Here is a 24693-nt window from a genome sequence, read left to right as displayed (position 1 = left end):
AGAATGAAACGATCAGTTATACTTATTTGCTTATTTGCTCTATTTTCTTGTCAATCTAAATTGTCTCAGGAAACAATAGATAAGATAAAAGAAAAAAAAACTTTTTGGCAAACTAGAACCGATTTAATCAACAAAAACAAAAACACTATTGAATATCCTATAAAAAAAGACACAACAATTGGTAACGAAAAAAGATATAATTACATATATACCCATAGTGCTGATTGCCAGTTTGAAATATATATAGATGATGTACTGTTAACTAATTTTAAAGGCGAGATGGCTAGAGAAGGTGGTATTACAGGAGGCCATATAACAAACTTTTTATTATTAACTAGTGGTACTCACGAGATAAAAGTACGAATGTATCCTCCTTACGGTAAAGACGTTTTTAAAATTGGAGCAGCAGTAGGTTTAACCTTCCAGCATTATCGAGATGGAGACTTTAGAACAACTGTTTATGATGAAAAAATGCGAGGAGAAGATGGTATAATTCTAGATCATTATGACAAACAATGGGTTAGCGACAAAGGCGAATATGGCACTCCATCTTGGGTAGAAGCACACTACGAACCAAAAACACCACTTCCTTTAAAGGGATTACCTATTTATGAATGGAGAAGTACATTTGATGCTGATGTTCCATACGATTTAACAGGCTGGAGAAATTCTGTAAACCTGCAAAAAGAACAAGAAGACGAAAAGAAAAACATCAAAGCAGAATTAATTGCCGAGTATAAAAAGGTTCATGAAATTATAAAAAACAGAGATGTTGAAGGTTATTTGAAATTGGTGAAAGATAGAGAAGAATTGCTAGGCAAAACAATGTATTATACTGAAAAAGAAAGAAAAGAAAAAATAAAAATGGCTGAAGAATTGCTTAACAATAGCGACTATGAACTAGAACCTTTGTTTGAAGAAACCTTTAAATTAGAATATCAAGGATACGGAAAACTAGTTACGTTACTGCATCTAGCAGATGGAGAAGGAATTATTAGACTAACAAACAAAAAAGATCCTAACGAAAATATTTATCTCGATTTCCTTTTTCAAAGAAAAGAAAAAGGAGGAAAATTAAGTGTAATATAATTATTAGAATAGATATGAAAAACAAATTATTGGTACTTGCTGCTTTCTTTTTATTAATAAGCTGTAAAAAAGAATTAAAAGTAAATAATGCTTTTAGAGAAGAAATACTTTCTCAGGTACACATACAAAAAGACACTCTAGCCGTCTTTAATAAATTATTAGATAGTCTAGATCAAAAAAATGTTTCGTTTTGTGAATATTTCAACTATTCTCATTATGCTCTTTCTGATTCATGCACATTGATATTAGATAAAAAATATGACGTAAGGATGGGGAATTATTCTCCCGAATATTTTCAAGAACATCACGAAATGTTAAGTAATGCAATTAAAAACTATGAAAAAAAATTAGGAATTGATGAAAACTCAGCGAGTATTGGAGAATATATAGAAGTAACCAATGATATAATAAAAAACCATTGTCGAGCTAAAGATGAAAAACCAGAAGATGATCCTAAAGTTGATTTTTGATTTTATCGTATTGTAATCATTGTAAAAATCTAATAAAAGAGCTGGAATATGGCTGATTTATTTTCTTTTTAAAATAGAAATAGTTTATTTATCATACTATCTGCTATTATAATATTTATAATTCATTATTATTCTTATAAGTTTCAAAAACCACTATTCGCAACACTCTTTTTTTAGTTTTAGGAAATTGTAGATTGTTGTTATTTTAACAAAAAAATATTTATATTTGGTTCATAAATCAAAAACATTTTTATGAAAAAACTAGTAGTTGCTTTGTTATTTATTTCAGGCGTTTCATTCGCCCAAAACGTCGAAGTTGTTAAAGGAAATTTCGATTTTTTAAAAGATCAGAAAGAAATTAATGTAGAATTTGACTACAGTAATTTTACACTTTTAAAAGAGAAAAAAACCGAAGCACAATATGTGGAGGAAAGAACTGCCGATTTGAATGAAAAATCAAAAGGAAATGGAAATATATGGAGTAAAAAATGGGCTGGTTCTAGAGAATCTATTTGGAATCCTAAATTTTTAGAACTTGTAAATATTGTACTAGTTAAGGAGAAAAAAGATGTTAGTTTTCAAGAAGGACTAAAAACACCTTATACTTTGATCGTACAAACCGTTTGGATCTATCCAGGTTGGGATGTTGCAATGATGAAACAACCTGCAAAAGTAACAACAAATTTAAAATTTGTTGAAACTGCTAACAAATCAAATGTATTGTTGGAAATTAGTAGCGAAAATGCTCCTGGAGATCAATGGGGAAGCAACTTTAGTAACGAGTCTAGAATTGGTGAAGGATATGCCAAAACCGGAAAATCGCTAGCAAAATTACTTTTGAAAAAAGCATACAAATAATATATTAAAAAGAAATCCCTAATTAATTAGGGATTTCTTCTCTTTTTTCTTTCTCAATATTAAGAAGATACGCCATGTTTTTTATCACATTGTCGTGTTTCTTTACAAAAGGATTTTCCTCATTCCAGACATAACCTGCTAATACTGCGCATATTTTTTCTTTAACATCTGGATTTTCAGGCTGATGAAAAAATAAGGTTTGCAAATTACCCGTGTACCATTCTTTTACGTAAGTGGTAAAAACACCTATACCACGTTTCATATATGCAGTAAATTCGGTTTCCCAATCTACTTCAATTCCTTTTGACTCTTTCAGATATAATTTGGCTGCCAACATTCCGGATTCTGTAGCAAAAGCAACTCCTGATGAGAAAACTGGATCTAAAAACTCAGAGCTGTTTCCTGTTAAGGCAAAACCATCACCATACATTTTTTTAACAGAACGTGAGTAATTTTCTAATTTTACAGGTTCGAATAAAAATTCTGTCCCCTGAAATCTTTTAATATAATAATCTGATAGCTGAATAGCGTTCTTCAAAGCTTCAGCATTATCTTTATTTTCAGATAATGAATTGATGAAATCTGTTGGCCCCACAACGCCTAAACTTGTGTTTCCGTTTGAAAACGGAATTACCCATAACCAAACTTCGGTTTCAAGAATATCAAAAGAAATCATGGTTCCTTCTTCACCTATGGGCCTATTGATATCTTTTACGTGTGTAAATATAGAAGAATGCGGATCTAATTTTGAAGGAGTATCCAAATCCAGAAGTCTTGGCAACACACGACCGTATCCGCTGGAATCGATAATAAATTTAGCATGGATTTCTTTCAGATTACCGTCTTTGTCTTTTACAATTGTTTTCGAATTTTTTCCTTCAAAAGAAACTTCAAGTACTTCAGATTCAAATTCTAAATCAATTCCTTTTCGAATAACTTCTTGCGCCATAACGTTATCAAAATCGCCTCGAGGCACTTGCCACGTCCAATCCCAACCTTCTCCAAATTTTTTACTAAAATCAAAAACACAGATTTCTTCGCCTCTAATAAAACGGGCTCCAAGCTTTTTTTCGAAGTTCATAGCATCCAAACTTTCAAAAAGTTGTGCTTCTGCGAAATGATCCATCACTCTGGGAATAAGACTTTCTCCCACTACCAGTCTGGGAAATCTCGTTTTTTCGACTACTTTTATTTTTGCTCCGTTCAAATGAAGGTACGATGCCGAAACACATCCTGAGGGACCTGCTCCAATTATTAAAACATCTACAAACTCCTTTATCATATACTAAAAATGTTATTGATTATTACTTACATTTGCCATCATCAAAATAACTACATTTATTTTGATAAATAAAATTAAATTAGCCCAACCAAAAACAGTTTAATGAGCACAATTAATGAATATTTAAGTTTAGCCGAATTTGAGGCTATTATTTTCGGGGAAAACAAAGTAACCATCAGCGATGCAGTACTTAATCGAGTAAATGAAAGTTTTGATTTTTTGAAAGAATTTTCAGGAAATAAAGTAATTTATGGAGTAAATACCGGTTTCGGACCGATGGCTCAATATAGAATTAAGGAGTCTGATCAAATTCAATTACAGTATAATTTAATCAGAAGCCATGCTTCTGGAACAGGGAAACCTTTAAGTCCTGTTTTTGCAAAAGCTGCAATTTTGGCTCGTTTAAACACACTTTCATTGGGTAACTCAGGTGTTCATCCTTCTGTTATTCACTTGATGGCTGAACTTATTAACAGAGATATTACGCCTTTAATTTTTGAGCACGGTGGTGTTGGCGCCAGTGGAGACTTGGTACAATTGTCACATTTGGCTTTGGTTTTAATTGGTGAAGGCGAAGTTTTTTATAAAGGTGAAAGAAGACCAACCCCAGAGGTTTTTGAAATTGAAGGGTTACAACCTATTCAGGTAGAAATTAGAGAAGGTTTGGCTTTAATGAACGGAACTTCGGTAATGACTGGAATTGGAGTTGTAAACGTACATCAAGCTACCAAATTATTAGATTGGTCTGTAAAATGTTCTTGTGCGATAAACGAATTGGTTCAGGCTTATGACGATCATTTCTCGGCAGAATTAAACCAAACCAAACGCCACAAAGGGCAACAAGAAGTTGCGGCCAAAATGAGAGCCAACCTCTCAGACAGTACTTTGGTACGTAAAAGAGAAGATCACTTATATTCTGGAGAAAATACAGAGAAAATTTTCAAAGAAAAAGTACAAGAATATTATTCTATTCGTTGTGTGCCTCAAATTTTAGGACCCGTTTTAGAAACCATCAATAATGTAGCTTCTATTCTGGAAGACGAATTTAACTCGGCAAACGACAATCCTATTATAGATGTAAAAAACAAACATGTTTATCACGGAGGGAATTTTCACGGCGATTATATTTCATTAGAAATGGATAAACTTAAAATTGTTATTACAAAACTGACCATGCTGGCTGAGCGTCAATTGAATTATTTATTGAATGCAAAAATCAACGAAATTTTGCCTCCATTCGTAAACTTAGGAACACTAGGATTCAATTTCGGGATGCAGGGCGTTCAATTTACGGCGACCTCTACAACGGCAGAAAGCCAGATGTTATCCAACCCAATGTATGTACACAGTATCCCGAACAACAATGACAATCAAGACATTGTAAGCATGGGAACAAATGCTGCTGTAATTACTTCTAAAGTAATCGAAAATGCTTTTGAAGTTTTGAGTATCGAAATGATCACCATTGTTCAAGCTATTGATTATTTGGAGCAAAAAGATAAAATTTCATCTGTTACCAAAAAATGGTATGACGATGTTCGCAATATCATCCCAGTATTTACAGAAGATCAGGTGATGTATCCATTCGTGCAAAACGTAAAAGATTATTTGATTAAGAGTTAAATTTTAATAGCTAACCCTAATTTTACAACATCATGAAAAAAGTATTTATTTTACTCCTATTATGTATTCAATTTGGCAATGCTCAAAGTCCGGCCGTAGCTTTGGTTAAAAAAGACGGGAAATTTGGTTACATTACAAAAGAAGGGAAATTTAGTATTGAACCGAAATTTAACGTGGCTAAAAACTTTTCTGAAGGCTTAGCCGCTGTTGAAGAAAACGGAAAATGGGGCTTTATTGATAACAAAGGAAGCTTGGTAATTCCGGCGACTTTTGATGAGGTAAAATATTTTAATAGTGGTTACTGCGTCGTTCTGAAAGATAAAAAATGGCAGTATATTAATAAAAAGGGAGAGGCTGTATCTTCACCAAATTCAGATAAAGTTTTTGATTTTGAAGATGGAGTTGCTTTTATCAGACAAAATAATAAAGTTGGATTGATTAACACCAAAATGACGGTGATACTAGAACCAAAATACGATCTGATTAAATCTTTTGAGAATGGTTTTGCTCGAGTTAAGAATAATGAAAGATGGGGAATCATTGACAAAACAGGTAAAGCTGTGGTTGAAATCATTTATGATGAAATAGGAAATTATTTTAAAAATACCACATGGGCAAAAAACGGAAGTGCTTTTGGCCTTGTAATTGCAGGAAAGTTTAAAGACATTGATGGTGTAGATAAAATATGGGATTTTCTTTCTCAAGACCTTACTTATGCTCGTAAAAATGATAAAATTGGGTTTATTGACTTGAAAGGAAACTGGACAATAGAACCAAAATTTGATAAAGCACGTGCTTTTGTAAAAAATTTAGCTCCTGTATACATCGGAAAAAAATGGGGCTATATTAATACAAAAGGTACTGTTGTTATAGAGCCTACTTTTGAGGATGCCGAAGTTTTTAGCAAAGAAGGACTGGCTCCTGTAAAAGATAAAAAATGGGGCTTTATCAATGAAGTCGGAAAAATAGTGATTCCGCAACAATATGATATCACGGCTGGAGGGATTTTTGCATTGTCCAAAGACGACGAAAAAGGATTTGTAGATGGATTTGCCAGAGTAAAAAATGACAAAAAATGGGGTTTTCTGAAACCTAACGGAGAAGTACTGGGAGAATGGTTTCAAAACGCAGAACCTTTTCAAAAATAATAAAAAACAAATATAATCTGAATATGAAATGTGTATTAGTAACGGGTGGTTCAAGAGGAATTGGAAGTGCTATTTGTAAAAAATTAGCAGTAGAATCTAATTATCATATTCTGATCAATTACCATTCGAATAAAACAGCTGCAGAAGAAACACTTCAGGAAATCATAAAATTAGGCGCTACCGGAGAAATTTTAGGTTTTGATGTTGCTAGTTTTGAAGAGGTGAATACTAGATTGACCCAATGGCAAGAAGCCAATCCGGAGGCAATTGTAGAAGCAATTGTAAATAACGCCGGAATTACAAAAGACGGTCTTTTTATGTGGATGAGTCCGGAAGACTGGAACGGTGTAATCAATACGAGTGTGAATGGTTTTTTTAATGTGACACAGTTTTTTATTCAAAAAATGCTTCGCAATAAATATGGCCGAATTGTAAATATGGTCTCCGTATCTGGCGTAAAAGGAACAGCTGGGCAAACGAATTATTCGGCAGCAAAAGGCGCTATAGTTGCCGCAACAAAAGCGCTCGCTCAGGAAGTTGCAAAACGAAATATTACAGTAAATGCGGTAGCTCCGGGATTTATACGAACTGATATGACAAGCGATTTGGATGAAAAAGAATTACTAAAACTAATTCCTGTAAATCGTTTTGGAGAAGCCGAAGAAGTAGCCGATTTAGTGAGTTTTTTAATTTCGAAAAAATCAAGCTATATTACAGGCGAAATTATAAACATAAACGGAGGGATTTATTCATAAAAATTACTTTATAAGAAAATGAATAGGAGAGTTGTTATTACTGGAATGGGAATTTATTCCTGTATCGGAACGTCGCTTGATGAGGTTAAAGAATCGTTATATCATGGAAAATCCGGAATACATTTTGATGCTGAAAGAAAAGAATTTGGCTTTCAATCTGCCCTGACAGGCAGAGTTCCGAAACCTGATTTAAAAAATTTACTTTCCCGCAGACAGCGCATGAGCATTGGCGAGGAGACCGAATATGCTTACATGGCAACTATTCAGGCTCTGGAAAATGCAAAAATAGACGATGCTTTTTTTGATCGTCGCGAAGTTGGAATCATGTATGGCAACGATAGTGTTTCTAAGGCAATTATTGAAACAATAGATATCGTTCGCGAAAAAAAAGACACTGCACTAATCGGTTCAGGTGCCATTTTTAAGTCGATGAACTCTACGGTGACCATGAATCTTTCTACCATTTTCAAACTTAGAGGAATCAATCTTACCGTAAGTGCTGCCTGTGCGAGTGGCTCACATTCTATTGGTTTGGCTTATTTTTTAATAAAAAGTGGTTTTCAGGACATTATTATATGTGGCGGATCGCAGGAAATCAATAAATATGCCATGTGCAGTTTTGATGGTCTGGGCGTTTTTTCTCCACGAGAAGACGAACCAACAAAAGCCTCAAGACCTTTTGATTCAAGTCGTGACGGACTTGTTCCAAGCGGTGGTGGCGCAACTTTAATATTAGAAAGTTACGAATCGGCAATAGCAAGAGGCGCTACTATTATTGCAGAGGTTTCAGGTTACGGTTTCTCTTCCAACGGAGGACATATTTCGACTCCAAATGTAGAAGGCCCCGCAACTGCCATGCAAAGAGCACTCGATGATGCACAACTAAAAGCGACCGACATAGAATATATAAATGCTCATGCCACCTCTACTCCGCTTGGAGATGATAATGAAGCAAAAGCCATTTTTGAAGTTTTTGGAGAGAAAAATCCTTATGTAAGTTCTACCAAATCAATGACAGGTCACGAATGTTGGATGGCCGGAGCAAGCGAAATTATCTACTCTATCCTAATGATGCAGAACGATTTTATCGCACCCAACATTAATTTAGAAAATCCTGATGAAGATGCCGCAAAATTAAATTTAGTTAAAACTACGTTAAACAAAAAATTTGATATATTTTTGTCGAACTCCTTCGGGTTTGGAGGAACCAACTCTGCGTTGGTAGTTAAAAAGTTTAAATTGAGTGATGAATAAAGAAGAGATTATACAAAAAATTAATGGCTTTTTGGTTGAAGAATTTGAAGTGGATCAAGACGACATTGAACCAGATGCTAACCTAAAGGAAACTCTTGGACTAGATAGTCTTGACTATGTAGATCTGGTAGTTTCTATAGAATCTAATTTTGGCGTAAAACTGGTAGAAGCGGATTTTTTAGAGGTTGCTTCTTTCAAAAGTTTCTACGACCTTATTGAAGCTAAACTTAAAGCCAAAGCAGTTTAATGAGCAAATGGGATGGAAAATCAAAAGGAACCGTTCTAGGCTATAGAATATTCGTTTTTTTGATACAAAAGGTGGGTGTTACATCCGCCTATTTTTTGTTATATTTTGTAGCATCGTATTATTTTCTTTTTCTCAAAAAAAGCAATCGAGCCATTTTTTATTATTTTAAAGAAAGGCTTGGATTTTCATATCTTAAATCTAAAAAAATGGTATTCAGAAGTTACTACACTTTTGGACAGACTATTATTGACAAAATTTCTATTTCGGCAGGAATGCGAAATAAATTTACCTACGAGTTTGACGGAATTGAGATTCTAAAAAAACTTTTGGCAGAAAAAAAAGGTGGCGTACTTATAAGTGCTCACATGGGAAATTTTGAAATTGCTGAACATTTTTTAGGCGAAATTGATCTTGACTTTCAGATCAACTTGGTCACTACAGATTTAGAACATTCGGCAATTAAGAATTATCTTGAAAGTATTGCCAAAAAACCAACCGTAAAATTTATCATCATTCGGGAAGATTTGTCGCATATTTTTGAGATCAATGCGGCTTTGTCAAACAACGAACTGATTTGTTTTACAGGCGACCGCTATTTTGAAGGAACCAAATCACTAACCGACAGCATTCTGGGCGAAGAAGCTCATTTTCCGGCAGGACCATTCTTGATTGCGTCGCGATTAAAAGTACCTGTAGTTTTTGTTTATGTAATGAAAGAGCTAAAACTACATTACCATTTGTATGCCAGAGAAGCCACTGTAAAACATCGTGACGAAAAAGCATTGCTAAAAGAATATATAAAAAGTGTCGAAAACATTGTTCAAAAATATCCGCTTCAATGGTTTAATTATTTTGATTTTTGGAATAAACTATAGAGAATAATCGCGATTAAAAAACACAATCCTAAATATTCTTTTTAAACTTTAGCAATCATAAAAACAAGCATGAAAGAGTTCGATTCGATTATTATAGGTTCAGGAGTTGGTGGCTTAGCCACAGCCATTTGTTTAGCAAAAGCAGGACAAAAAGTACTGGTTCTGGAACAGCATTATGTACCTGGTGGCTGGAGTCATAGTTTTACCTTAAACGGACAGCGTTTTAGTCCGGGTGTACACTATGTTGGTCTTGTAGAAGAAGGTCAATCTACTCATGGCCTCTATTCCGCACTCGGGATTGCCAATGATTTGGTTTTCTTCCGTATGAATAAAGAGGCTTACGAACATTGTTTAATTGGCAATCAACCTTTTGATTTGCCCGCTGGTCTTGAAAACTTAAAAGACCAACTTTGCCATTATTTTCCAAAAGAAGAAAAAAATATTCGTGAATACCTTTCGCTAGTTCAAAAAGTAAACGAAGAATTACAATTAATACCAAAACTAAAAGGTCTCTGGCAAAAATTAACCGTTCCGTTTCGAACGAAACATTTTGGAAAATTTGCTTTATTTCCTCTCAAAAAAGTAATCGGTTGGCATATTAAAGACGCTACGCTAAAATCGGTTCTTAATATACAATGTGGCGATCACGGACTACCGCCAAAAAGAGCTTGCTTTCCTGTGCATTGCTCTGTAATGGGACACTATTTTAACGGTGGTTTTTATCCGATGGGCGGCGGTGGCGGTATCATAAAAGCGATGACCAATGGCGTTAAAAAACACGGAGGAGAAATTCGCGTGAAGCAAAATGTAGCAAAAATTCTTATTGAAAATAAAAAAGCCGTTGGTGTACAATTGAAAGACGGACAGCAAATTTTTGCCAAAAACATCATTTCAAATGCAGATCCTTCTATCACCTACCTCAACCTGATTGGTAAAGAACATTTGAGCAATTCACTTATCAAAAAACTAAAAAACACAAAATATTCTGTTACATCGCTCATTCTTTTTTTGACATTGGATATGGATGTAACCCTTTACGGAATTGATTCTGGAAACATCTGGATGATGAAAGACGAAAACGACGATGCCAATTTTGATGATTTAATGAGCAACACTATCGCCGAAGGTGACTCGTTTCCTGCCTTATTCATGAGCTGTACAACACTCAAAGATCCTCCGAGTTTTAATGGTCGCTATCATAATTTTGAAATTGTAACGTATGTCAACTACGACCATATTCCAAATTGCGATGGTTCGGATGATTATCACAGTGAAGAGTACATGATCTTTAAAGAAAAAGTCATCGGAAAACTGATGAACAATGTCGAAAAAGTAATTCCGAATGCTAAAAAACATATCATTCAGGCTGAATTAGGAACTCCAAAAACAAACGAATTCTACATCAATTCATCAAACGGAAATGTTTACGGAACCGAAAAAACATTAAATCAGGTGGGGCCTTTTGCCTTTAAAAATAAATCAGAAATCGAAAATTTATTTCTTTGCGGCGCTAGCACACTTTCGCATGGCGTAACAGGAGCTTCTTTTTCAGGAGTATCGGCTGCAGCGGCAATTTTAGATTGTCATATTGATGATTTGCTAGTCGCAAATCCTGATCAAAAAATCCGAATTTACGATGCTGAAGACCCAGATACATGGCCAGAATGGGTACACGTTAAACGTTCGGACAAAATGCGAAAATTCGTTTAAAAAAAACGCTATTTTTGTCACCACCAAAACCAACCAACCAAAGATGAAAAATGTTCTCGTAATTTATTACTCTCAATCTGGGCAACTGGAATCGATTGCAAGAAATATTGCAAAACCATTCTTGGATTCAGATGATATACAAGTAACTTTTCTCGACATCAAATTAGAGAAGCCTTTTCCGTTTCCCTGGAACAAAAACGCCTTTTTTGATGCTTTTCCTGAATCGTTTAAGCAAATTCCAACGACATTGCAACCCGTTTCAGAAAGTATTGTAAACACAAAATACGACCTGATTCTTTTGCATTATCAGGTTTGGTATTTGTCTCCTTCGATTCCTGTTAATTCTTTTCTAAAAAGTGCCGAAGCAAAAAAAATGCTTCACAATACACCGGTTGTTACCATTAGTGGTTCCCGAAATATGTGGATTATGGCACAGGAAAAAATAAAAGTTTTACTAAAAGAAGCCAATGCAAAACTGATTGGAAATGTAGCTTTGGTCGATAGAGTAGGAAATCTCATAAGTGTTATTACTATTGTCGAATGGATGTTTTCTGGTGTTAAGAAAAAATATCTTGGTATTTTTCCTTTGCCCGGTGTTTCAGAGAAAGACATTCAGGAATCTGATAAATTTGGAGCCGTTATTTTTAAACATTTCAATCAAAATAATTATACCGATTTGCAAACCGAATTGCTAGCGATTGATGCAGTTCGCATAAGTCCTTATCTGGTAACAGTTGACAAAACAGCCAACAAAATTTTTGATAAATGGTCAAATTTGATTTATAAAAATCAAAAAAACAGAAAAACACTCCTAAAAGTATTTAATGTTTATTTATTCCTTGCAATATGGTTAATCTCACCAATAGTGTATATATTGCACCTCATTACCTATCCATTCAAATTAAAAACAATTAAAAAAGAAACTCAATATTATCAAGGGGTTTAAGAAGACGAAATTAGATTATGTTTGAAGTATATATTACCAAAGCCGCAAAGTGTTTGCCAAATGAAGCTGTTTCTAACGACGAAATGGAAGGCTATTTGGGTCTTATTAATGATGCCGCTTCAAAAGCGAGACGTATTATTTTAAGAAATAATAAAATTGTCAGTCGTTATTATGCTATTGATAAAAACGGAAAAAGCACTCATAGCAATGCCGAATTGACCCAAAATGCTATCGCACAATTATTTGACGAAAATTTTACCAGTCAGGATCTGGAAGTACTTTCTTGTGGTACCTCGACCCCGGATATTTTCTTGCCTTCACATGCTGCGATGGTACACGGGCTCTTAAAAAACAAATCGGTTGAGCTGAATTCTTCTACCGGAGTTTGCTGTGCGGGAATGAATTCTTTAAAATTTGGTTTTCTTTCTGTACGATCAGGAAATTCTAAAAATGCCATCTGTACCGGTTCTGAAAAAGTTTCGACTTGGCTTAACGCACAAATGTACAACCACGAAGCGGCTAACTTAAAAAGCCTGGAAGAACAGCCTATTATTGCTTTCAAAAAAGATTTTTTACGTTGGATGTTATCTGATGGAGCAGGTGCTTTTTTATTAGAAAATAAACCAAAAGGCCCCATTTCTTTAAAAATAGAATGGATGGAAGCCTTTTCTTATGCCTACGAATTAGAAACTTGTATGTATGCAGGCGGCGAAAAGCAGGAAAATGGCCAGATTAAAGCATGGAGTGATTATGCTCCCGAACAATGGCTAAATGAGTCTGTTTTTGCTATCAAACAAGATGTAAAATTACTGGATCAATTTATTTTATCTAAAGGAGCTGAAAGCATGAAAGACGCCATGGATAAAAATAAAATTTCATCAGATCAGGTCGATTATTTTATTCCGCACGTTTCTTCGAACTTTTTTGTTGAAGGTTTAAAGAAAGGATTGCATGAAAAAGGAATCGGAATGGCCGACGAAAAATGGTTTATGAATCTTTCTAGAGTTGGAAATGTTGGTTCGGCTTCAATTTATTTGGCTGTTGAAGAATTAATGAATTCAGGAAAATTAAAAAAAGGCGATCACATTCTTTTATCAGTGCCTGAAAGTGGAAGATTCTCTTTTGCCTACGCCTATTTAACGGTTTGCTAATGGAAAGAACATTACTTTTAGAAAAAAATGCTGTCGAAAATCTACTGCCTCAAAAGTTTCCTTTTGTCATGGTAGACAAACTCTATTTATTTACCGAAACTTCTTTGGTGTCGGGCTTAAATATCCAAAAAGATAATATTTTTTTTGATAATGATACTTTTTTAGAAGCTGGATTAGTAGAACACATGGCACAATCTGTGGCGTTGCATACCGGTTATTCTTTTTTTTTACGAAACGAAAAAGCGCCAACGGGATACATTGGCTCTATCAAAGAAATTGAAATTAAGAAACTGCCTAAAATAAATGATGAGATTCAATCTACCATTACTATTTTGCAGGAATTTGCCGGAATTACACTGGTCAATATTGTGACCACTTTGAATAATGAAGAAATTGCCAATGGACAAATGAAAACCATTTTGGCAAAATAATACTATCGCATGAGTACTACTATAGACATCCAGAATTACCTTCCTCACCGAGCCCCATTGCTTATGGTTGATCTAATTTTGAGTTTGGATGCCCATACTGTAGAAACTACTTTTTTGATCAAAGAGGATAATATTTTTGTAGATAACGGGGTTTTTATAGAAGCTGGGTTAATCGAAAACACTGCGCAAACCTGCTCCTCAATTGTTGGACAAAAATATTTTGTGGACGAAGAAGGAGATGTAGATGAAAATGCCAGCGTAATTGGTTTTATCAGTGCCTTAAAAAATGTAAAAATACATACCTTGCCAAAAGTAGGCGATACCATAAAAACCAAATCAACTTTGGTTTCAAAATTTGTTGGAGACGATTATACTTTATGTACCATGAGCTGTCAGAGCTTACTGGAAGAAAAAATACTTTTAGAATGCGAAATTAATTTATTCATTCAGAAAACAATTTCAGTCGCGCAATAATTCATTTCAAAAATAACAATGTCATGGAAAAAGAAAAAGTACCACAAGACAAAGGCAATTTGACTCAAAGTAATTTAAAAGAGTTAGTGTATGCTACCGATGAAAATGGCAATTATACTACTGCTTTAAGTACTGGTTGGGAACCCAAAACGATTGCTCTTTCAAATTCTATTGATGAAATAAATGAACGTATTGCAGACGCAAAACAACAAGTAGAAAATGGCGAAGTGAGTCCGATTTGCTATTATATGGAAATCAATAAAATGGATCTTACCATTTTGGCAAGTTACGTAGGAATGTGGAAATGGCGTGTAAAAAGACATTTTAAACCCGCTATCTTTGCCAAACTCAGTCCCACCATTTTACAAAAATATGCCGATACTTTCGATATTTCGGTAGCCGAATTAAAAAACATTAAAACAGCGTAATGCAAACTACTTTTACACATCATCAATCTGCTCATTGCGAAAATGGAGTAGCTTCGAATTTGTTAAAAAATAACGGACTCCATATCAGTGAACCAATGGTTTTTGGAATTGGTTCGGGACTTTTTTTTGTGTATTTGCCTTTTCTAAAAGTAAATCATGCTCCAGCAATAAGTTACAGATCATTGCCGGGACAAATTTTTAACAAACTGGCAAGTCGTTTACATTTAAAAATAAAAAGACAAAAATTTTCTTCTGTAGCTAGTGCAAACGAAGCTTTGGAAGCTAATTTAAAAAACAATATTGCCACAGGTTTACAAGTTGGAGTATATCATTTGAGTTATTTTCCTGATGAATACCGTTTTCACTTTAATGCACACAATCTGGTTGTTTACGGCAAAACCGAGACCGATTATTTGGTTAGTGATCCTGTAATGGAAACCGTTACAACCTTAACACATGATGAATTAGACAAAGTACGTTTTGCAAAAGGCGCTTTTGCTCCCAAAGGACAAATGTATTACCCGATAAACACTCCTGCCACACTTGACCTGAAAAGTGCCATCATAAAAGGAATCAAAAATACGTGCCGCGATATGTTGGCGCCATTACCTCTTATTGGTGTAAGCGGAATAAAATATGTATCGAAGCAAATTAGAAAATGGCCCATAAAATACGGTACTAAAAAAGCCAATCATTATTTGGCACAAATGGTACGTATGCAAGAAGAAATAGGCACTGGAGGCGGAGGTTTTCGTTTTATATATGCTGCGTTTTTACAGGAAGCATCGGTTGTTTTAGAGAATGAAGAATTAAAAATATTATCGAAAGAAATGACTCAAATTGGCGATTCATGGCGCGATTTTGCCGTTGAAGCTTCCCGAATTTATAAAAACAGAAGTGCCAAAGAAGATGCGTACAACACCATTGCCGATGAACTTTTGAGCATTGCCAACAGAGAAGAAATCTTTTTCAAAAAACTAAAAAAAGCTATCCGCTAATTATATTTTGCAATCCATTATTAAAATAGAATCCTTATCCAAAAAGTACAAAAATGCAGACCTGTATTCTTTGAACGCTATTTCGCTGGAGATAAATGAAGGTCAGATTTTTGGATTATTAGGTCCGAATGGTGCCGGAAAAACAACCTTGATTTCCATGCTTTGCGGATTGGTAAAGCCAACCTCAGGTCATTTTACGATAGATGGTTTAAACTACGCTCAAAACGCTTTAAAAATCAAAAAAATTATCGGCGTTGTTCCGCAGGAATATGCGTTATACCCTACCCTAACTGCCAGAGAAAATTTGCATTATTTTGGAAGCATGTACGGTTTGAAAGGCTCGCACTTAAAAGACAAAGTAATTGAAACATTGGACCTTTTGGGTTTATTGAAATTTGCAGACAAACGCATCGAAACCTTTTCGGGCGGAATGAAACGCAGAGTGAATTTGATTGCCGGAATTCTTCATAATCCAAAGGTTTTATTTTTGGATGAACCGACTGTGGGTGTTGATGTACAATCTAGAAACGCTATTATTGATTATTTGAAAGTGCTCAATCAAAACGGAACTACCATTATTTATACTTCTCATCACTTAGGAGAAGCTGAAGATTTTTGTACCAATATTGCTATTTTGGACAGAGGAAAAATTTATGCGCAAGGAACGCCTTCAAGCTTGATTGCTTCTACCGAAGAAGCACGTAACCTTGAAGATGTTTTTATTTCATTAACAGGTAAAGAGTTTAGAGATGGTGCATAAAATAGGGATGTCGGTAGTAAAAGAATTTCTATTACTAAAACGTGATTTAGGAGGTCTCATTATTTTGTTTATAATGCCACTGGTACTCGTTATTACGGTTACCCTGATACAAGACAGTACTTTTAAAACCATTAGCGACAATAAAATTCAAATTTTATTAGTAGATAATGACAAAGGTGCCGTTTCTAAAACTGTTTTTGATAATTTAGAAAAAAGTAACTTATTCACTGTTGTCACACAAATCGATAACCAACCTATTACTGAAGAGGTTGCCAAAGAAGCGGTTTATAAAGGAAAGTTTCAATTAGCGATCGTGATTCCGGCAAAATTAAGTGTTGATCTTCAATCTAAAATTGATCAAAATGTAGAAAATATTGTGAGCAGCATCGGCTTGACCAATAGCGCAGCTCCATTGCCTTTGCCAAAACTGGTCAAGCAAAAAGAAGTAAAATTGTATTTTGATCCAGCGGTTCAGATGAGTTTCAAAAATGCAGTGATGAGTTCGATAGACAAAATGATTTCACAAATCGAAACTCAATCTATCTATACTACTTTTCAAAATCAGTTGGGAGAAGGAAATGCTAAATTCGAACAAAAGAGTTTTATTACTTTTAAAGAAATAATTCCAAAAATAAACAACAAAGAAATCCGACCAAATTCGGTGCAGCACAATGTTCCGGCATGGACACTTTTTGCAATATTTTTTATTGTAATTCCGTTGTCTATAAATATTGTAAAAGAAAAATCACAGGGAACTTTTGTACGTTTATTGACCAATCCAGTATCCAATCTGATTGTAATTATTGGCAAAACGATCACCTATTCTGTCATCTGTATGATTCAATTTTATATGATGGTGGCAGTGGCTATATTTTTATTTCCACATATTGGTTTACCTTCTTTAAATGTTGAAGGGCATTTGTTTTTAATGAGCATCGTAGCACTATTCTCGGGATTTGCGGCTATTGGGTTTGGTATTTTGTTAGGAACTGTCGCCAGCACTCAAGAACAATCGGCTCCGTTTGGGGCAACAAGCGTGATCATTCTGGCCGCCATTGGAGGGGTTTGGGTGCCCGTTTTTGCTATGCCAAAAATCATGCAGATTATCGCCAAATCATCACCGATGAACTGGGCATTAGAAGCTTTTTACGATGTTTTATTACGCAACGTTTCTTTCTTCGAAATCATTCCAAAAATAAGTTTGTTATTTTTGTTTTTTATTCTCACAACATCCATCGCTTTATTTTATGACAAAAAGAAAAGAACAGTATAACGAGGCAACTGCATTAACGGTCTCGCACGAAATTAGAATTCGTTTTAACGAAACTGATCCATTGGGAATCGTGTGGCACGGAAATTACATTACCTATTTTGAGGACGGAAGAGAAGCGTTTGGCCGCCAGCACGGCCTTACCTATTTGGATATTGGCAACACTGGCTATACAACGCCTATTGTTAAATCGCAATGCGAACATAAATTATCGCTACGCTACGGCGATGTTGTAACCATAGAAACAACGGTTGTAGATACACCCGCAGCCAAAATGATCTATCGTTTTAAAATAATTGATGAAAAGGGCGAAGTAGCCTGCACCGGAGAAACTGTTCAGGTTTTTGTAGATAAAGAAGGAAATTTAATGCTCACGAATCCTCCTTTTTATGAAGAATGGAAGAAAAAAGTGGGGCTGTTAAAATAAAAAGTAAACCTACAAGGTCACAAAAAAAGCTTACAGGAATAAAAATAATAAAATGACAAGAGATATATACATCACGCAAACCAATTGTATCACACCTTTAGGATTTGATGTCGCGTCGAACATCGATGCCATTAAAGGCGGCAATACAGGTATCCAATTGCATGAAAATACTTCCATGATGCCGATTGCTTTTTATGCTGCCATTATTAGTGACGAAAAAATAAACGGTGCTTTTGAAAAAATTAGTACTGATAAAAAATATTCAAGATTAGAAAAAATGATGATTTTGGCTTTAGAGCCGATTGTCAAAAAATCTCAAATTACTTTAGATTCGAAAGTGGCTTTTGTACTTTCGACCACAAAAGGAAATGTTACCGCATTAATCCCAAACTCTGAAGAAGGCTTTCAGAATGCTCATTTGGATGTTCTGGCAAAAAATGTGGCTGACTTTTTCGGATTCACAACGCAACCTATCGTGGTTTCGAATGCTTGTGTTTCGGGTGTTTTAGCTATTTCTGTTGCCAAAAGAATGATTCAGTCTGGTTTGTACGACCACGCTTTTGTAGTTGCTGGCGACGAAGTTTCAGAATTTGTTTTGTCTGGTTTTAATGCTTTTCAAGCGATGAGCGACTTGCCTTGCAAACCCTATTCCGAAAACAGAACGGGCGTAAGTTTGGGCGAAGCAACAGCAGCAGTTTTAATTTCGGCGGAAGCCAAAAACGCACAAATAAAAATCATTGGCGATAGTTCGATAAACGATGCCAATCATATTTCGGGACCTTCGAGAACGGGTGAAGGTTTATTCAGAAGCATACAAAATGCTTTAAAAGAAGCTCAAATTCAACCCGAAAAAATAGACTATATTTCTGCCCACGGAACTGCAACTCCATTTAACGACGAGATGGAAGCCATTGCTTTAAATCGTTTAGGTTTACAAAATATCCCGATAAACAGTCTGAAAGGCTATTACGGTCATACTTTGGGAGCGTCTGGATTGCTAGAAACCGTGATTGCGATAGAATCTGTAAATCAGAATATACTTTTTGAATCGAAAGGTTTTGACGAAATTGGCGTAAGCGAATCTATACACGTTATTCGGAAAAATGAAAATAAAAATATTGATTTATTCCTAAAAACAGCTTCTGGATTTGGAGGTTGTAATACGGCTGTGGTTTTTGAGAAAGTGAAATCGTAAAACAATATTTAAAAAAGGAAAAACTATTTTAAAGCAATTTTGAAAATAGTTGAAAATGGGACAAACCACTAAAAATGACTCCAAAAAAAACCTACATACACAATTATTGCACGATTGAAAACAACGAAATTGTTTTGAACGGAACTTCTATATTCAAAGCAGAACCAACCACTTTTGGCGATTTTTCTAAACAAGCGTATCGTAATTTTGATATTCAATACCCAAAGTTTTTCAAAATGGATGCTTTGAGCAAATTGGCTTTTTTAGGAGCAGAATTGCTCTTAAGCCCCATAACTTCATCAGAAAAAGAAAATAATATTGCCTTGATTCTCGCCAATAATTCGTCGAGTTTGGATACCGATGTCAAGTACCAAGAATCGATTTCAGACAAAGAAAATTATTTTCCAAGCCCAGCTGTTTTTGTCTATACTTTGCCAAATATTTGTTTGGGCGAAATAAGTATCCGCCATCAGCTGAAAAGTGAAAATTCTTTCTTTATATTTGATGCCTTTAATACTGAATTTATGTCGCATTATGCTAACATTTTATTAGATTCAGATAAAGCAGATAGTGTCCTGTGCGGCTGGGTCGAATTTTTTGATGACAATTACAAAGCGTTTCTCTGCACAATTAGTAAAGAGGAAAACACAAAATATAAAAACCAAACGATTAAAACCCTATACAATAAATAACATGGAAGCATTAAAAGAAGAATTAAAAAATAAAATTATCACTACTCTAAACCTGGAAGACATTACCCTTGAGGATATTCATGATAATGATCCTTTGTTTGGAGATGGTTTGGGTTTAGACTCGATTGATGCCCTAGAATTGATTGTAATTTTAGATAAAGATTACGGAATAAAATTAGTAGACCCGAAAGAAGGAAAAACAATTTTTCAATCTATCGAGACAATGGCAGCATATATTCAGGCCAATAGAACAAAATAGTTTTTTTAAGCTTTATCAAAATTTAAAACTTTAATAAAGCCTGATCTACAATCAAAAATCTAAACTCTAAAATTGAATGAGCAAAGGAGTTGCAATAACAGGAATGGGGATTATTTCTTCAATTGGAAATTCAGTTGAAGAAAATTTCTATTCATTACTACATGAAAAACCCGCTATAACTCGTATCGAAAATATTTCGACAGTTCATGCTGATGTTATTAAAGTAGGAGAAATTAAAAAAACCAATGAAGAATTGGCAAACGAATTGCATCTTCCTGCAGATAATAACTATTCGAGAACAGCGCTAATAGGTACTCTCGCTGCCAAACAAGCAGTCGAAAACGCAGGAATTACTTCGATAAACGAATTCAGAACTGGACTTATTTCGGCTACAAGTGTTGGCGGAATGGACATTACTGAGAAATATTATTACGATTATTTTAAAGATCCTGAGCTAGTACGATACATTAGTTGTCATGATGGTGGAGATGTTGCAGAAAAAATTGCGGAGGAACTTGGCTTAAAAGGAATCGTGACTACCATAAGTACGGCTTGTTCTTCTGCTGCTAACTCAATTATGTTGGGCGCCAGACTGATTAAAAGCGGCAAACTTGACCGCGTGATTGTGGGCGGAACCGACGGTTTGGCAAAATTTACCATCAACGGATTTAAGACTTTGATGATTTTATCAGACGGTTACAACAAACCTTTTGACAACAATCGTAAAGGACTAAATTTGGGTGAAGCTGCTGCTTTTTTGGTTTTAGAATCTGATGAAGTGGTGAAAAAACAAAACAAAAAAGTACTGGCTCGCGTTTCGGGTTATGGCAATGCCAATGATGCTTTTCATCAAACAGCTTCTTCAGAAAATGGAGATGGTGCTTATCTGGCGATGAAAAAAGCCTTTGAAGTTTCAGGCTTACAACCTTCTGAAATTGATTATATCAACGTGCACGGAACAGCAACTCCAAATAATGATTTATCCGAAGGAAGAGCACTCTTACGTATTTATCAAGACGAAAAAGTACCTGATTTTAGCTCGACAAAACCTTTTACGGGACATACTTTGGCCGCCGCTGCTGCTATCGAAGCTGTTTACAGCGTTTTGGCCATTCAGCACGGTACGGTTTACCCTAATTTAAATTTTGACAGCCCGATGGAAGAATTTAATTTGACACCACAAACCACTTTAAAAAATAAAAATATCGAGCACGTTCTCTCTAATTCTTTTGGATTTGGAGGAAATTGTTCTACTCTTATATTTTCAAAAAACGAATGAAAAAAACATATATAAATGGAGTAGGTTGTATTTCGACTCAAAAAACATTTGATACTGTTTTTTTGGAAGAAGCTGTTTACAATCAAAAAGATACGGTTTTTACACTAGTAAAACCTGAGTACAAAGAATACGTTTCGCTAGCTGCAAGCAGAAGAATGGCAAAAGGAGTGAAAAACGGAATTGTAGCATCGGCTTTGGCCATGAAAGATTCCAATACCGAAAAAGTCGATGCTATCATCACCGGAACGGGTATGGGCTGCATCGAGGACTCTGACCGATTTCTAAAAAACATTCTGGACAATAACGAGGAGTTTCTAACGCCAACATCATTTATCCAATCTACGCACAATACCGTAGGTGCTCAAATTGCGCTTTTGATGCAGTGTAAAGGGTATAATTTTACGTATGTAAATGGAGTAGTTTCTTTTGAATCTGCTCTTTTGGATGCTAAATTGCAAATCGAAGAAGAGGAAGCCCAATCGATTTTAGTGGGCGGAATTGACGAAAACACCGATTATACAATGTCACTTTATAAGTTGGCAGGATTTGTTAAAAACGATCAGGAAACACCTTTTGATCTTTTGAAAGAGACTTCAACTGGAGTGGTTTATGGCGAAGGTGCTAGTTTTTTTGTTTTAGAAAATGAAAGAAAAGAAAGCACTTATGCTCAAATTCTGGATGTCGAAATTATAAATAGCCTTGAAGAAAACGAAGTTGAAACTGAAATTTTAGCTTTTTTGAAAGCAAATAATCTTCAGATTTCAGATATTGATGCAGTGGTTTTAGGTTTTAATGGAGATGCAACTTTTGATTCTTACTATAAAAATTTGGCTCGAAATACTTTTGCACAAACCCCGCAATTGTATTACAAACATTTGAGTGGTGAATTTAATACGGCTTCGGCTTTTGGTTTATGGATGGCTTCAAAAGTGATTCAAACACAAGAAATACCAGAAATCATCAAAGTAAATGCGGCTGAAAAACCTGCTTACAATACTATTTTGCTTTACAATCAATACAAAGGAAAAAATCATAGTTTTACGTTACTATCAAAATGATAACGCATAAAAAAATATCGTTATTTTTTATTTTTTTATTGCTTTTACTGCTTCTTCTGAATCTTTATACGGCAATCCATTTTTGGTGGTTTTTTGCAATTTCTGTAATTTGGTTGGGCATAAATGCCTTATTTTCTTCAAGAATTTCATCCAATTATCATGTCAAGGCATTTTGCAATAATCCATTAGAAACCGAAAAAAAAATAGCGATTACTTTTGATGATGGCCCAAGTATTTTTACTTTGGAAATTTTAGAACTTCTAAAAAAATATGACGCAAAAGCTGCTTTTTTTTGCATCGGAAAAAATGTTGAAACACATCCTGAGATTATCAAAAAAATTGTAGACGACGGACACCTAGTTGGTAATCATTCTTATGGTCATTCTCCTTTTTTTGATTTTTATAATGCAAAACAAATAGCCAAAGAAATATCAAAAACTGATGCGCTTTTAGAAAAATTCACATTAAAAAAAATCAATTTTTTCAGGCCTCCTTATGGCGTCACTACACCTTCAATTCGGAGAGCTTTAAAAAAAACCGATCACAAAGTCATCGGTTGGAATATTCGTTCGCTTGACGGGGGAACAAAAAATCAAAATTTAATTTTCAATCGAATTATAAAACGAGTTTCTCCCGGCGGAATCGTACTTTTGCATGATACTGCTCCGCACTCGGTTTTGGTACTGGAACAGTTTTTGCAATTTCTGCAGCAACACCACTATCAAATCGTTTCGATCGAAGAACTATTGCATCTTAAAGCTTATGAAGACTAAAATATTTTTACTAATTCTATTTATTTCAAGCAATTTATTTGCCCAGGAACAAAAGATGACCGCGGCAGAAATTGCTTCTTTTAAAGAAAGCGTCAATGTAGTTTCTAAAAAAATCAAAACACTAAGTACCGATTTTGTTCAGTACAAGCATATGGATTTTTTATCGAAAGATATTGAAACCTCAGGGAAAATGGTCTTTAAAGAACCTAACTTGCTTCAATGGCAATATAAAAAACCGTACAACTATAGTATTGTTTTTAAAAACGGTAAAATTTTGATTAACGACGAAGGCAAAAAAAGTGCAGTCGACATTGGCAATAGCAAGATTTTTGCCCGAATCAACAAATTAATTATTGGCAGTGTGAGTGGTGATATGTTTGATGATAAAGAGTTTACGATCTCTTATTTTAAATTAAAAGGACAAAACTTAGCAAAATTTATCCCAAAAGATGCTACACTGAAAAAATACATCAAACAAATTGAACTGACTTTTGATAAAGAAGAAGCTACCGTTGTGCAGGTAAAACTTTTAGAATCTTCAGAAGATTATACCCGAATAGTACTTAAAAACAAAGTGATCAATGCAAAAATCGACGATTCAGTTTTTACTAATTAATTTCTTTTTGGCGATTTTTATTATTTCTTGTGGCTCCGTTACAAAAAATTATACTCCAAAAAAAGTAGACAAAACCACTTACGAAGCCCCCTATTTTTCGGATGCTACCATTGATTATGTTTATAAAGCCAACATCACGGTTTACGGAAATGAATTATCGGGAATTTTTATTGCCAAAAAAATAAATGATACCACACATCGCATTGTCTTTACCACCGAATTTGGCAATAAACTAATGGATTTTGAAATTTCTGAAACCAGTTTTAAAGTCAATTCGATTGTACCTGAACTAGACCGAAAAATACTGATCAATACCTTAAAAAAGGATTTTGGATTATTGCTTAAAAAAAAGTATCAGATTCAGGAACAATTTGAAAATGATAGCTTCGATATTTATAAATCGACCGATGGTAATCGGGACAATTACTTGTTTTTATCCAAAAAAGATCAAAAATTAGAACAACTCATTCATTCTTCTAAAACAAAAGAAAAAATAACACTCACTTTTAGTTCAGAAAATAATATTTTTGCTGAGAAAATTGAAATTATTCATCAAAATATAAAGTTAAGGATTACGTTGAATTATTTTAAATCGGAAGAAAACGCTTCAAATTAATATCGGTAA

General features: G+C 34.6%; 28 protein-coding genes. 27 read left to right on the top strand and 1 reads right to left on the bottom strand.

Features of this window, described 5'->3' with window-relative positions; all coding sequences use genetic code 11:
* Positions 1–3: 3 nt before the first annotated feature.
* From LNP22_RS05655 to LNP22_RS05645, 3 genes are all read left to right on the top strand, one after another.
* Positions 4–1089 carry a hypothetical protein gene (locus LNP22_RS05655; RefSeq protein WP_229975714.1) on the top strand — a complete coding sequence of 362 codons (1086 nt, stop codon included), beginning with the start codon at positions 4–6 and terminating at the stop codon, positions 1087–1089.
* A gap of 14 nt (positions 1090–1103) precedes the next feature.
* Entirely contained in the window at positions 1104–1559 is a 456-nt protein-coding gene (locus LNP22_RS05650) for a hypothetical protein (protein WP_229975713.1), read from the top strand.
* A gap of 252 nt (positions 1560–1811) precedes the next feature.
* On the top strand, positions 1812–2417 hold the full coding sequence (locus tag LNP22_RS05645; protein WP_229975712.1) for a hypothetical protein: 606 nt from the start codon (positions 1812–1814) through the stop codon (positions 2415–2417).
* Positions 2418–2439: 22 nt separating this feature from the next.
* Here LNP22_RS05645 and LNP22_RS05640 read toward each other — a convergent pair whose 3' ends face one another.
* Positions 2440–3699 (bottom strand): NAD(P)/FAD-dependent oxidoreductase, encoded by a 1260-nt coding sequence (locus LNP22_RS05640; RefSeq protein WP_229975711.1) that lies wholly within the window; start codon positions 3697–3699, stop codon positions 2440–2442.
* A 102-nt stretch (positions 3700–3801) separates the two neighbouring features.
* On the opposite strand from LNP22_RS05640, the gene flxA reads away from it, so the two are divergent.
* The 24 genes from flxA to lolB2 all read left to right on the top strand — a co-directional run bounded on the left by flxA (position 3802) and on the right by lolB2 (position 24684).
* A complete protein-coding gene (gene flxA, locus LNP22_RS05635; RefSeq protein ID WP_229975710.1) occupies positions 3802–5322 on the top strand; it encodes a flexirubin biosynthesis tyrosine ammonia-lyase FlxA in 1521 nt (506 codons plus the stop codon).
* A gap of 32 nt (positions 5323–5354) precedes the next feature.
* Complete coding sequence (locus LNP22_RS05630; protein ID WP_229975709.1) at positions 5355–6470, top strand: WG repeat-containing protein; 1116 nt, start codon at positions 5355–5357, stop codon at positions 6468–6470.
* Positions 6471–6493: 23 nt separating this feature from the next.
* Positions 6494–7225 carry a flexirubin biosynthesis SDR family reductase FlxB gene (gene flxB / locus LNP22_RS05625; RefSeq protein ID WP_229975708.1) on the top strand — a complete coding sequence of 244 codons (732 nt, stop codon included), beginning with the start codon at positions 6494–6496 and terminating at the stop codon, positions 7223–7225.
* A gap of 18 nt (positions 7226–7243) precedes the next feature.
* The gene (locus LNP22_RS05620; protein WP_229975707.1) at positions 7244–8479 is read left to right on the top strand and encodes a beta-ketoacyl-[acyl-carrier-protein] synthase family protein; all 1236 of its coding nucleotides are present in this window, start codon (positions 7244–7246) and stop codon (positions 8477–8479) included.
* On the top strand, positions 8472–8726 hold the full coding sequence (locus LNP22_RS05615) for an acyl carrier protein (protein WP_210665379.1): 255 nt from the start codon (positions 8472–8474) through the stop codon (positions 8724–8726). Before LNP22_RS05620 ends, LNP22_RS05615 begins: the two co-directional genes overlap by 8 nt.
* Positions 8726–9601, top strand: a complete 876-nt coding sequence (locus LNP22_RS05610) for a lysophospholipid acyltransferase family protein (RefSeq protein ID WP_229975706.1) — start codon at positions 8726–8728, stop codon at positions 9599–9601. Before LNP22_RS05615 ends, LNP22_RS05610 begins: the two co-directional genes overlap by 1 nt.
* Positions 9602–9670: 69 nt before the next feature.
* Positions 9671–11311, top strand: coding sequence for a phytoene desaturase family protein (locus LNP22_RS05605; RefSeq protein ID WP_229975705.1), 1641 nt, complete (start codon positions 9671–9673; stop codon positions 11309–11311).
* Positions 11312–11354: 43 nt separating this feature from the next.
* Complete coding sequence (locus LNP22_RS05600) at positions 11355–12257, top strand: dialkylrecorsinol condensing enzyme DarA (protein ID WP_229975704.1); 903 nt, start codon at positions 11355–11357, stop codon at positions 12255–12257.
* A 17-nt stretch (positions 12258–12274) separates the two neighbouring features.
* Positions 12275–13408, top strand: a complete 1134-nt coding sequence (gene darB, locus LNP22_RS05595; protein WP_229975703.1) for a dialkylresorcinol biosynthesis protein DarB — start codon at positions 12275–12277, stop codon at positions 13406–13408.
* Positions 13408–13839, top strand: a complete 432-nt coding sequence (locus LNP22_RS05590; protein WP_229975702.1) for a hotdog family protein — start codon at positions 13408–13410, stop codon at positions 13837–13839. The genes darB and LNP22_RS05590 overlap by 1 nt, the downstream gene beginning before the upstream one ends.
* A gap of 9 nt (positions 13840–13848) precedes the next feature.
* A complete protein-coding gene (locus LNP22_RS05585; protein ID WP_229975701.1) occupies positions 13849–14313 on the top strand; it encodes a hotdog family protein in 465 nt (154 codons plus the stop codon).
* 23 nt (positions 14314–14336) lie between these two features.
* Complete coding sequence (gene DarG / locus LNP22_RS05580) at positions 14337–14741, top strand: flexirubin biosynthesis protein DarG (RefSeq protein ID WP_229975700.1); 405 nt, start codon at positions 14337–14339, stop codon at positions 14739–14741.
* Positions 14741–15739, top strand: a complete 999-nt coding sequence (gene darH / locus LNP22_RS05575; RefSeq protein WP_229975699.1) for a BtrH-related acyltransferase DarH — start codon at positions 14741–14743, stop codon at positions 15737–15739. The genes DarG and darH overlap by 1 nt, the downstream gene beginning before the upstream one ends.
* Positions 15740–15746: 7 nt before the next feature.
* Positions 15747–16499 (top strand): ABC transporter ATP-binding protein, encoded by a 753-nt coding sequence (locus tag LNP22_RS05570; RefSeq protein ID WP_229975698.1) that lies wholly within the window; start codon positions 15747–15749, stop codon positions 16497–16499.
* A complete protein-coding gene (locus LNP22_RS05565) occupies positions 16489–17772 on the top strand; it encodes an ABC transporter permease (protein WP_229975697.1) in 1284 nt (427 codons plus the stop codon). Before LNP22_RS05570 ends, LNP22_RS05565 begins: the two co-directional genes overlap by 11 nt.
* A complete protein-coding gene (locus LNP22_RS05560) occupies positions 17747–18196 on the top strand; it encodes an acyl-CoA thioesterase (RefSeq protein WP_229975696.1) in 450 nt (149 codons plus the stop codon). Before LNP22_RS05565 ends, LNP22_RS05560 begins: the two co-directional genes overlap by 26 nt.
* 52 nt (positions 18197–18248) lie before the next feature.
* A complete protein-coding gene (locus LNP22_RS05555) occupies positions 18249–19391 on the top strand; it encodes a beta-ketoacyl-[acyl-carrier-protein] synthase family protein (RefSeq protein ID WP_229975695.1) in 1143 nt (380 codons plus the stop codon).
* A gap of 74 nt (positions 19392–19465) precedes the next feature.
* A complete protein-coding gene (locus tag LNP22_RS05550; RefSeq protein WP_229975694.1) occupies positions 19466–20083 on the top strand; it encodes a 3-oxoacyl-ACP synthase in 618 nt (205 codons plus the stop codon).
* Between the two features lies 1 nt (position 20084).
* Positions 20085–20342, top strand: a complete 258-nt coding sequence (locus LNP22_RS05545; protein ID WP_210665365.1) for a phosphopantetheine-binding protein — start codon at positions 20085–20087, stop codon at positions 20340–20342.
* A gap of 76 nt (positions 20343–20418) precedes the next feature.
* A complete protein-coding gene (locus tag LNP22_RS05540; RefSeq protein ID WP_229975693.1) occupies positions 20419–21621 on the top strand; it encodes a beta-ketoacyl-[acyl-carrier-protein] synthase family protein in 1203 nt (400 codons plus the stop codon).
* On the top strand, positions 21618–22679 hold the full coding sequence (locus tag LNP22_RS05535) for a beta-ketoacyl synthase N-terminal-like domain-containing protein (protein ID WP_229975692.1): 1062 nt from the start codon (positions 21618–21620) through the stop codon (positions 22677–22679). The genes LNP22_RS05540 and LNP22_RS05535 overlap by 4 nt, the downstream gene beginning before the upstream one ends.
* Positions 22676–23452 (top strand): polysaccharide deacetylase family protein, encoded by a 777-nt coding sequence (locus LNP22_RS05530; RefSeq protein WP_229975691.1) that lies wholly within the window; start codon positions 22676–22678, stop codon positions 23450–23452. The genes LNP22_RS05535 and LNP22_RS05530 overlap by 4 nt, the downstream gene beginning before the upstream one ends.
* Positions 23442–24068, top strand: a complete 627-nt coding sequence (gene lolA2, locus LNP22_RS05525) for a flexirubin biosynthesis/transport protein LolA2 (protein WP_229975690.1) — start codon at positions 23442–23444, stop codon at positions 24066–24068. Before LNP22_RS05530 ends, lolA2 begins: the two co-directional genes overlap by 11 nt.
* On the top strand, positions 24034–24684 hold the full coding sequence (gene lolB2, locus LNP22_RS05520) for a flexirubin biosynthesis protein LolB2 (RefSeq protein ID WP_229975689.1): 651 nt from the start codon (positions 24034–24036) through the stop codon (positions 24682–24684). The genes lolA2 and lolB2 overlap by 35 nt, the downstream gene beginning before the upstream one ends.
* Positions 24685–24693 lie beyond the last annotated feature (9 nt).

Source organism: Flavobacterium flavipigmentatum (assembly GCF_020911905.1).
GTDB classification, from domain to species: Bacteria; Bacteroidota; Bacteroidia; order Flavobacteriales; family Flavobacteriaceae; genus Flavobacterium; species Flavobacterium flavipigmentatum.
The sequence above is the reverse complement of the archived record's forward strand: the minus strand, read 5'-3'. Positions and strand labels throughout refer to the sequence as shown.

What these genes read in the sequence shown, in the direction of transcription:
- LNP22_RS05615 (WP_210665379.1), top strand. Translation starts at nt 8,472, where the DNA reads ATGAATAAAGAAGAGATTATACAAAAAATTAATGGCTTTTTGGTTGAA.
- LNP22_RS05545 (WP_210665365.1), top strand. Translation starts at nt 20,085, where the DNA reads ATGGAAGCATTAAAAGAAGAATTAAAAAATAAAATTATCACTACTCTA.
- flxB (WP_229975708.1), top strand. Translation starts at nt 6,494, where the DNA reads ATGAAATGTGTATTAGTAACGGGTGGTTCAAGAGGAATTGGAAGTGCT.
- LNP22_RS05555 (WP_229975695.1), top strand. Translation starts at nt 18,249, where the DNA reads ATGACAAGAGATATATACATCACGCAAACCAATTGTATCACACCTTTA.
- LNP22_RS05655 (WP_229975714.1), top strand. Translation starts at nt 4, where the DNA reads ATGAAACGATCAGTTATACTTATTTGCTTATTTGCTCTATTTTCTTGT.
- LNP22_RS05550 (WP_229975694.1), top strand. Translation starts at nt 19,466, where the DNA reads ATGACTCCAAAAAAAACCTACATACACAATTATTGCACGATTGAAAAC.
- LNP22_RS05645 (WP_229975712.1), top strand. Translation starts at nt 1,812, where the DNA reads ATGAAAAAACTAGTAGTTGCTTTGTTATTTATTTCAGGCGTTTCATTC.
- LNP22_RS05610 (WP_229975706.1), top strand. Translation starts at nt 8,726, where the DNA reads ATGAGCAAATGGGATGGAAAATCAAAAGGAACCGTTCTAGGCTATAGA.
- LNP22_RS05650 (WP_229975713.1), top strand. Translation starts at nt 1,104, where the DNA reads ATGAAAAACAAATTATTGGTACTTGCTGCTTTCTTTTTATTAATAAGC.
- LNP22_RS05535 (WP_229975692.1), top strand. Translation starts at nt 21,618, where the DNA reads ATGAAAAAAACATATATAAATGGAGTAGGTTGTATTTCGACTCAAAAA.
- DarG (WP_229975700.1), top strand. Translation starts at nt 14,337, where the DNA reads ATGGAAAAAGAAAAAGTACCACAAGACAAAGGCAATTTGACTCAAAGT.
- LNP22_RS05585 (WP_229975701.1), top strand. Translation starts at nt 13,849, where the DNA reads ATGAGTACTACTATAGACATCCAGAATTACCTTCCTCACCGAGCCCCA.
- lolB2 (WP_229975689.1), top strand. Translation starts at nt 24,034, where the DNA reads ATGCAAAAATCGACGATTCAGTTTTTACTAATTAATTTCTTTTTGGCG.
- LNP22_RS05605 (WP_229975705.1), top strand. Translation starts at nt 9,671, where the DNA reads ATGAAAGAGTTCGATTCGATTATTATAGGTTCAGGAGTTGGTGGCTTA.
- LNP22_RS05530 (WP_229975691.1), top strand. Translation starts at nt 22,676, where the DNA reads ATGATAACGCATAAAAAAATATCGTTATTTTTTATTTTTTTATTGCTT.
- LNP22_RS05590 (WP_229975702.1), top strand. Translation starts at nt 13,408, where the DNA reads ATGGAAAGAACATTACTTTTAGAAAAAAATGCTGTCGAAAATCTACTG.
- LNP22_RS05620 (WP_229975707.1), top strand. Translation starts at nt 7,244, where the DNA reads ATGAATAGGAGAGTTGTTATTACTGGAATGGGAATTTATTCCTGTATC.
- LNP22_RS05600 (WP_229975704.1), top strand. Translation starts at nt 11,355, where the DNA reads ATGAAAAATGTTCTCGTAATTTATTACTCTCAATCTGGGCAACTGGAA.
- darH (WP_229975699.1), top strand. Translation starts at nt 14,741, where the DNA reads ATGCAAACTACTTTTACACATCATCAATCTGCTCATTGCGAAAATGGA.
- LNP22_RS05565 (WP_229975697.1), top strand. Translation starts at nt 16,489, where the DNA reads ATGGTGCATAAAATAGGGATGTCGGTAGTAAAAGAATTTCTATTACTA.
- lolA2 (WP_229975690.1), top strand. Translation starts at nt 23,442, where the DNA reads ATGAAGACTAAAATATTTTTACTAATTCTATTTATTTCAAGCAATTTA.
- flxA (WP_229975710.1), top strand. Translation starts at nt 3,802, where the DNA reads ATGAGCACAATTAATGAATATTTAAGTTTAGCCGAATTTGAGGCTATT.
- LNP22_RS05630 (WP_229975709.1), top strand. Translation starts at nt 5,355, where the DNA reads ATGAAAAAAGTATTTATTTTACTCCTATTATGTATTCAATTTGGCAAT.
- darB (WP_229975703.1), top strand. Translation starts at nt 12,275, where the DNA reads ATGTTTGAAGTATATATTACCAAAGCCGCAAAGTGTTTGCCAAATGAA.
- LNP22_RS05560 (WP_229975696.1), top strand. Translation starts at nt 17,747, where the DNA reads ATGACAAAAAGAAAAGAACAGTATAACGAGGCAACTGCATTAACGGTC.
- LNP22_RS05640 (WP_229975711.1), bottom strand. Translation starts at nt 3,699, where the DNA reads ATGATAAAGGAGTTTGTAGATGTTTTAATAATTGGAGCAGGTCCCTCA.
- LNP22_RS05540 (WP_229975693.1), top strand. Translation starts at nt 20,419, where the DNA reads ATGAGCAAAGGAGTTGCAATAACAGGAATGGGGATTATTTCTTCAATT.